At 61.1% G+C, this 6426-nt stretch carries 8 protein-coding genes; 2 read left to right on the top strand and 6 right to left on the bottom strand.

The features are described from left to right. Positions 1-118 precede the first annotated feature (118 nt). The 4 genes from frr to rpsB form a co-directional block, all read right to left on the bottom strand. Positions 119-676 carry a ribosome recycling factor gene (frr, locus tag ACEW8G_RS15405; RefSeq protein ID WP_373489278.1) on the bottom strand — a complete coding sequence of 186 codons (558 nt, stop codon included), beginning with the start codon at positions 674-676 and terminating at the stop codon, positions 119-121. Between the two features lie 4 nt (positions 677-680). After that, entirely contained in the window at positions 681-1403 is a 723-nt protein-coding gene (gene pyrH, locus ACEW8G_RS15400) for a UMP kinase (protein WP_373489277.1), read from the bottom strand. A 202-nt stretch (positions 1404-1605) separates the two neighbouring features. Further along, entirely contained in the window at positions 1606-2532 is a 927-nt protein-coding gene (gene tsf / locus ACEW8G_RS15395) for a translation elongation factor Ts (RefSeq protein ID WP_373489276.1), read from the bottom strand. A 138-nt stretch (positions 2533-2670) separates the two neighbouring features. Beyond that, the gene (gene rpsB / locus ACEW8G_RS15390; RefSeq protein ID WP_373489275.1) at positions 2671-3525 is read right to left on the bottom strand and encodes a 30S ribosomal protein S2; all 855 of its coding nucleotides are present in this window, start codon (positions 3523-3525) and stop codon (positions 2671-2673) included. A 346-nt stretch (positions 3526-3871) separates the two neighbouring features. Here rpsB and ACEW8G_RS15385 point away from each other — a divergent pair, with 346 nt between their 5' ends. Further along, positions 3872-4156 (top strand): hypothetical protein, encoded by a 285-nt coding sequence (locus ACEW8G_RS15385; RefSeq protein ID WP_373489274.1) that lies wholly within the window; start codon positions 3872-3874, stop codon positions 4154-4156. Here ACEW8G_RS15385 and ACEW8G_RS15380 read toward each other — a convergent pair. Together ACEW8G_RS15380 and ACEW8G_RS15375 are read right to left on the bottom strand one after the other, a co-directional pair. After that, positions 4125-4946: a phosphatidylcholine/phosphatidylserine synthase gene (locus ACEW8G_RS15380; RefSeq protein ID WP_373489273.1), complete on the bottom strand. Its 822-nt coding sequence runs from the start codon at positions 4944-4946 to the stop codon at positions 4125-4127. The genes ACEW8G_RS15385 and ACEW8G_RS15380 overlap by 32 nt on opposite strands. A gap of 39 nt (positions 4947-4985) precedes the next feature. After that, positions 4986-5720, bottom strand: a complete 735-nt coding sequence (locus tag ACEW8G_RS15375; protein ID WP_373489272.1) for a phosphatidylserine decarboxylase — start codon at positions 5718-5720, stop codon at positions 4986-4988. Between the two features lie 209 nt (positions 5721-5929). Between ACEW8G_RS15375 and ACEW8G_RS15370 the strand changes: the two genes are divergently transcribed. Beyond that, positions 5930-6426, top strand: a 497-nt coding sequence (locus ACEW8G_RS15370; protein WP_373489271.1) for an isocitrate/isopropylmalate family dehydrogenase, incomplete at its 3' end; no start/stop codon positions are given.

Below are 6426 nucleotides of genomic sequence, written 5' to 3'. Positions count from 1 at the left end.
CCATTGCCATCCATGATGATCGCCGCGTGGCGCACCCCATGGCCAGCGCCGCCAGCGCCGGGCAGGGGCAGCGCGGTGCCCGGTTGCTCTTTCAGCCCCTTGCTGCCGGCGCGAAAGATCACTGGCCCAGAATTTCCTTTTCCTTTTGGGCAGCGGCCGCGTCGGCCTGCGCGATGATATCATCGGTCAACTTCTGCACCTCGGTTTCAGAGCGCTTGCGCTCGTCTTCGCTGATGAAGCTTTTTTTCTCATCAGCCTTGAGCGCGTCCATGCCATCGCGTCGGACATTACGGATCGCGATACGCGCTTTTTCGGCATATTGGCTGGCGAGCTTGGCCAGCTCCTTGCGACGCTCTTCGGTAAGGTCGGGGATCGGCAGCCGCAGCGTCGTGCCATCGACAATCGGGTTGAGGCCAAGACCCGCCGAGCGGATCGCCTTGTCCGCAGGGCCGACGTTCGATTTGTCCCACACCTGAACGGACATCATCCGCGGTTCGGGCACCGAGACCGTGGCGATCTGGGTCAACGGCATCTGCGCGCCGTAGACCTCAACCATGACCGGATCGAGCAGTGCGGTGTTGGCACGACCGGTGCGCAGACCGGACAGGTCGCCTTTCAGCGATTCCACCGCGCCGTTCATCCGGCGCTCAAGGTCTTTCTTGTCAAACTGGGCCACGTTCTCAATCCTTTGGTTTTACGGTCGTTGCCGTGCCTTCGCCGCGCAATACTTTTGCCAGGTTGCCCTGCTCGCGGATCGAAAAGACGACGATGGGAATGGCATTGTCACGGCACAGCGCCACCGCGCTGGCATCCATGACCTTGAGGTTATCCTGCAACACCCGGTCATAACTCAATGTTTCATAACGCACGGCGGCCGGATCCAGCTTGGGATCGGCGTTGTAGACGCCATCGACGCTGGTGCCCTTGAGCAATGCATCGCACTTCATTTCCGCCGCGCGCAGTGCCGCGCCGGAATCGGTGGTGAAATAGGGCGCACCGACGCCTGCGGCAAAAATGACGACGCGGCCCTTTTCAAGATGGCGCTGGGCGCGCCTGCGGATCACCGGCTCGCACACCTTGTCCATCTCGATTGCTGACTGGACTCGCGTCTCGACGCCCAGTTGCTCAAGCGCACTTTGCATGGCGAGCGCATTCATGACCGTGGCAAGCATGCCCATATAGTCGGCCTGGGCGCGGTCCATGCCCTTGGCCGCACCAGCCATGCCGCGAAAAATGTTGCCGCCGCCGATAACCAGGCAGATTTCCAGCCCGGTGTCCTTGGCGGTCTTGACCTCGCCCGCCATTCGCGTGACCGTGGCCGGATCGATGCCATATTGGCTGTCACCCATCAAAGCTTCCCCTGACAGCTTCAAGAGAATGCGGCGATAGGAGGGGCTGGTCATTGTTTTTCCGGTGATAAAGGCGGGGCAGGCGGGCCATATCGGCGACTGGCGCGCACCATAGTCACAGGCGGACCGACTGCCAAGCATGATTGGCAAACATCGTAAGCGCAGTCTGTGGACGCGGCTTTTGGCACGCTTGGGTCCGCAGGATCATGGCGGGCAGCCGTCGCCACCCGCCATGAACTGGTATTGCAGGGCTGGCTTACAGCCCCGCAGCCGCCGCCACTTCGGCAGCGAAATCGGTTTCTTCCTTCTCGATGCCTTCGCCGAGCTGGAAGCGGACATAGTCCTTGAGCGTGATCGTGCCGCCCGCGTCCTTGGCGGCCTTGGCCACCACATCTGCGACCGGCGTCTTGCCGTCGATCACGAACAGCTGGCTGAGCAGCGCGTTTTCCTTGGCGAACTTGGCAATCGCGCCATCGACCATCTTGGCCTGCACCTCGATGGGTTTTCCGCTTTCGGCTGCCTTTTCTTCGGCGATCTTGCGTTCGCGCGCGATCAGCTCGGCGTCAAGGCCGTCGGCGTGCAGCGCGAGCGGGAAGGCGGCGGCAATGTGCATGCCGATCTGCTTGCCCAGCGGTTCGAGCACGTCGGCACCCACATCGCCCTCAAGCGCAACCAGCACGCCGATCTTGCCGAGGTTGGGCGAGACGACATTGTGCATGTACGACACGACCGCGCCCTGGCTGACCATGACGGTCTTGAGGCGGCGGATCGACTGGTTCTCACCGATGGTGGCGATGCTTGCGGTCAGCTTTTCAGCCACAGTGCCGCCGTCGGGATAGGCAGCCGACTTAAGCGCCTCAACATCGTCACCGCTCACGGTGAACGCGACGGCGGTCACCTTGCGCACGAAATCCTGGAACTGCTCGTTCTTGGCGACGAAATCGGTTTCGCTGTTCACTTCAACCGCGACGCCTTTCAGGCCTTCGACAGCGATGCCGACCAGGCCTTCTGCAGCGGTGCGGCTCGACTTCTTCTGCGCGGCAGCCAAGCCCTTGGAACGCAGCAGATCGACCGCAGCTTCCAGATCACCGTCGGTTTCAGCCAACGCCTTCTTGCAATCCATCATGCCGGCGCCCGAGCGCTCGCGCAGTTCCTTGACAATAGCAGCGGTTACAACAGCCATGGTTCTTATCCCTTGTAATGTATAGACCTGACGGGGCCGCAGGTGCGGACCATTGCCCGGCCCGTAGCCCCGTCATGTGTCAATTTTGCGAAGCGGCGTTTTGAGTTGGCAAGGCAAGCCACGCTCGCCCTAGCCACATCAGGCAGCAGGTGCTTCGTCGCCAGTCGTTTCCGGCGTCGCTTCTGCCATCGATTCAGGCATCGCGAACTCGGCTGCCGAAACTTCAGGCTCGGCCGGTGCTTCCTCAAGCGCGGCTTCTGCCGGCGGTTCAGCCATCGCGCCGACATCCTGGCCCGATTCGACCACGGCACCGGTGCGCCCCTTGGTGGCAGCAGCGGCAATCGCATCGCAATACAGGCGCACGGCGCGCGCGGCATCGTCATTGGCCGGAACCGGAAAAGCGATGCCCTGCGGATCGACGTTCGAATCGAGGATCGCGATCACCGGGATGCCAAGCACATTGGCTTCCTTGATGGCGAGATCTTCCTTGTTCGCATCGATCACGAACATCACGTCTGGAATGCCGCCCATGTCGCGGATGCCGCCCAACGACAATTCCAGCTTGTCGCGTTCGCGGGTCAGCTGCAGCACTTCTTTCTTGGTGAAGCCCGAGGTGTCGCCGGCAAGCTGCTCTTCGAGCGTTTTGAGGCGCTTGATCGAACCCGAAATCGTCTTCCAGTTGGTGAGCATGCCGCCCAGCCAGCGGTGGTTGACGAAATGCTGGCCGCTGGCGCGGGCCGCATCGGCAATCGGCGACTGTGCCTGACGCTTGGTGCCGACGAACAGCACCTTGCCGCCCGCCTGAACGGTGGCCGAGACGAACTCGAGCGCGCGCGCGAACAGCGGAACAGTCTGCGACAGGTCGAGGATGTGGATGCCGTTGCGCGCGCCGAAGATATACGGCTTCATGCGCGGATTCCAACGGTGGGTCTGGTGGCCAAAGTGCGCGCCAGCTTCGATCAATTGCTGCATTGAGACGACAGGTGCCGCCATAAGCTTAGTCCTTTCCGGTTGTGCCTCTGGAAAACGGGAAACCTTGGGAGAGCCCTGAAAGGGTCACCGGGGCACCGGTATGTATGTTTTCCATGTGGATTTGCCGTGCATAACGCACGAGCAACGCGGCCCTTATCGGCAACTGCCCGCAAAATCCATCTCTTTTTGTCGCATACAGATGATCATTCGGCTTGACGCAGTGAAACAAATATAGAACATAGAGGAGACAAACAGGGTTAATCGTATTCGCCCGGCGAGCCATCCGGAACTAGCACTTGTCCACAGCGTTTTCCACAGGTCGGCCAGGCGGTAAGATCGCAGTCGGCAAACAGAAGGAATGGGTTTCATGTTTGCACTTTTGGTCGCGTTGTTTTTCGTCTGTGCCGCAGGTTTTGCGCTGAAGACGATTATCGACGCGTTTTTCAGCGCGACAGAACAGATGGACGCGCTGGTTGCTGAGTATCAGGCGACCAAAGGCAGCCGCGACGTGCGGGTCACGATGCTTGCCCCGCGCACCTATACGCCGGCTGCCGCACCGGCTTGGTCCTGGGGATCGGTGATTGCCCTGTCACAACGCGGCCCGTCAGCCATGAACGCAATCAGCCCTTGCGACTGGCGCGCTGCCGCCTGATCCGCGCGTAGGAGCGGATGCCAAACGGGATCAGTGCGAGATAGACGATGGAGATCGCGCTGAGCGTGACCCAGGGGACGGTAAGCAGGGCGCCAGCCACCAGCGCAAAGATCGCCAGCGCCTCCAGCCTGATATTTTTGCGCAGGCGCAACGATGACCAGCTGAACGTTGCGACATTCGAGATCATCAAAAACGCGACCAGCAAGACCCACGGGCCGACCACCGCGTAACTGCGCAGCACGTCTATCCCGGTTTCCATCCACAGATACAGCGGCAGCATCGCCAGCCCTGCACCGGCTGGGGCAGGCACGCCGGTCATATAGCCTGCTGACTTATGCGGCTGATCTTCCATATCGATCTGGGCGTTGAACCGCGCGAGGCGCAGCGCGCAGCAGATCGCCAGCGCCAGCGCCACCAGCCAGCCAAATCTGGGCAGATCACCGAGTGACCAGAGAAACAGAACCAGCGCAGGCGAAACGCCGAACGCGATGTTGTCGGCGAGCGAATCGAGTTCGGCACCAAATCGGCTCTGCGCCTTCAGCAGCCGGGCGACCCGCCCGTCGATCCCATCCAGCACGCCTGCAAGCACAATCGCGCCTGCAGCCAGCGGCCATTGCTCCGCCAGCGCAAAGCGCACGCCTGAAAGTCCGCAGCATAACGCCGCGAGTGTTATCGCATTGGGCACCATCGCGCGCAGGGTGAGGCCCTCGCGCAGCCGCAGACGCTTGCCGGCAAGATAGCGGATCGGCCCGCGCCGACCACGCCGTTCGCGCGGATCAGGATCAGTCATGGCGACCGCTGACCGGGCCAGACGCTTGCGAAAGCGCCATCAATGCGCCACGCCTTCGCGTAATGGACTGTCGCCGATGACTGCCAGCACGGTTTCGCCCGCGACGATCCGCTGGCCCTTGACCACTTGCGGCAACGTGCCTGCGGGCAGGTAAACATCAACCCGACTGCCGAACCGAATCAGGCCGACACGCTGGCCAACGGCGACGAAATCGCCTTCTTTCACGAACGGAACGATGCGTCGCGCGACCAACCCTGCGATCTGGGTAAAGCCGATCCGCTGGCCGTCGCTGCGCTCGATCATGATGTGCTGGCGCTCGTTTTCATCGCTCGCCTTGTCGAGATCGGCATTGAGGAATTTGCCCGAGATATACACGACGCGTCTGACCGTGCCGCCAATCGGCGCGCGGTTGATGTGAACATCGAACACGCTCATGAAAATCGACAGCCGATACAGCGGTTCGCTGCCCAGCGCGTCGATGTCGCCCATTTCCACCGGCGGCGGCACTTGCTGGATCAACGTGACCATGCCGTCAGCCGGGGCAATAATAAAGCGATCGTCAATCGGTGTGACGCGGGCGGGATCGCGGAAAAATGCGAGTACCCACAAGGTGATACCCGCCATCGGCCAAGCGAGCAGGCTCCACCCCAAAAGCGCGAAGCCCAGTGTGATGGTCGCAGCGATAACGGCAAATTTGCGACCCTCGGGATGGACCGGTGGAAAGCTCCAGCTTGCCAATCCTTTGCCCGTATTATCCAGGATTTCTTGCGACATCCGGCCCTATTAGGCGCTGGCACCAGCCCTGACAACGCACAAAGCGGAATATCGCGATCCGTCGCCGCCATCCGATCGCCAAACGTGGATTCGTCCGCATCGCGCGCTATGTCGATCCATTGTGTGGGACACAGTTGAATCATGGGCTGACTTTGCTAAGAGCGACGGAACTGTCTCGTTCACTCCCAGCAAAAAGGCGCAGATCCCGCATGGCCAAGATCAAGGTGAGCAAGCCTGTCGTTGAAATCGACGGCGACGAAATGACCCGCATCATCTGGCAGTGGATCCGAGAGCGGTTGATCTTGCCCTATCTTGATATCGATCTGAAATATTACGATCTTTCGATCGAAAAGCGCGACGAGACCAACGACCGCATCACCGTCGATGCGTCAAACGCGATCCGCGAGCACGGCGTGGGCGTGAAATGTGCAACGATCACCCCCGACGAACAGCGCGTCGAGGAGTTTTCGCTCAAGAAAATGTGGAAGTCGCCCAATGGCACGATCCGCAACATTCTGGGCGGAGTCGTGTTCCGCGAACCGATTGTCATCTCTAACATCCCGCGGCTGGTCCCGGGCTGGACCGACCCGATTGTCGTGGGGCGTCACGCCTTTGGCGATCAGTACAAGGCCACCGATTTCCGCGTGCCCGGCCCCGGCAAGCTGCGGCTGGTGTTCGAGGGCGAGGACGGTGTCACGATTGACGA

Origin of the sequence: Blastomonas sp. (genome assembly GCF_041747255.1) — a bacterium.
In the GTDB taxonomy this organism is placed as follows: domain Bacteria; phylum Pseudomonadota; class Alphaproteobacteria; order Sphingomonadales; family Sphingomonadaceae; genus Blastomonas.
The sequence above is the reverse complement of the archived record's forward strand: the minus strand, read 5'-3'. Positions and strand labels throughout refer to the sequence as shown.

Excerpts from the sequence above, each read along its gene's own strand:
- rpsB (WP_373489275.1), bottom strand. The coding sequence starts at position 3,525 with ATGGCGGCACCTGTCGTCTCAATGCAGCAATTGATCGAAGCTGGCGCG.
- ACEW8G_RS15375 (WP_373489272.1), bottom strand. The coding sequence starts at position 5,720 with ATGTCGCAAGAAATCCTGGATAATACGGGCAAAGGATTGGCAAGCTGG.
- tsf (WP_373489276.1), bottom strand. The coding sequence starts at position 2,532 with ATGGCTGTTGTAACCGCTGCTATTGTCAAGGAACTGCGCGAGCGCTCG.
- ACEW8G_RS15380 (WP_373489273.1), bottom strand. The coding sequence starts at position 4,946 with ATGACTGATCCTGATCCGCGCGAACGGCGTGGTCGGCGCGGGCCGATC.
- ACEW8G_RS15385 (WP_373489274.1), top strand. The coding sequence starts at position 3,872 with ATGTTTGCACTTTTGGTCGCGTTGTTTTTCGTCTGTGCCGCAGGTTTT.
- pyrH (WP_373489277.1), bottom strand. The coding sequence starts at position 1,403 with ATGACCAGCCCCTCCTATCGCCGCATTCTCTTGAAGCTGTCAGGGGAA.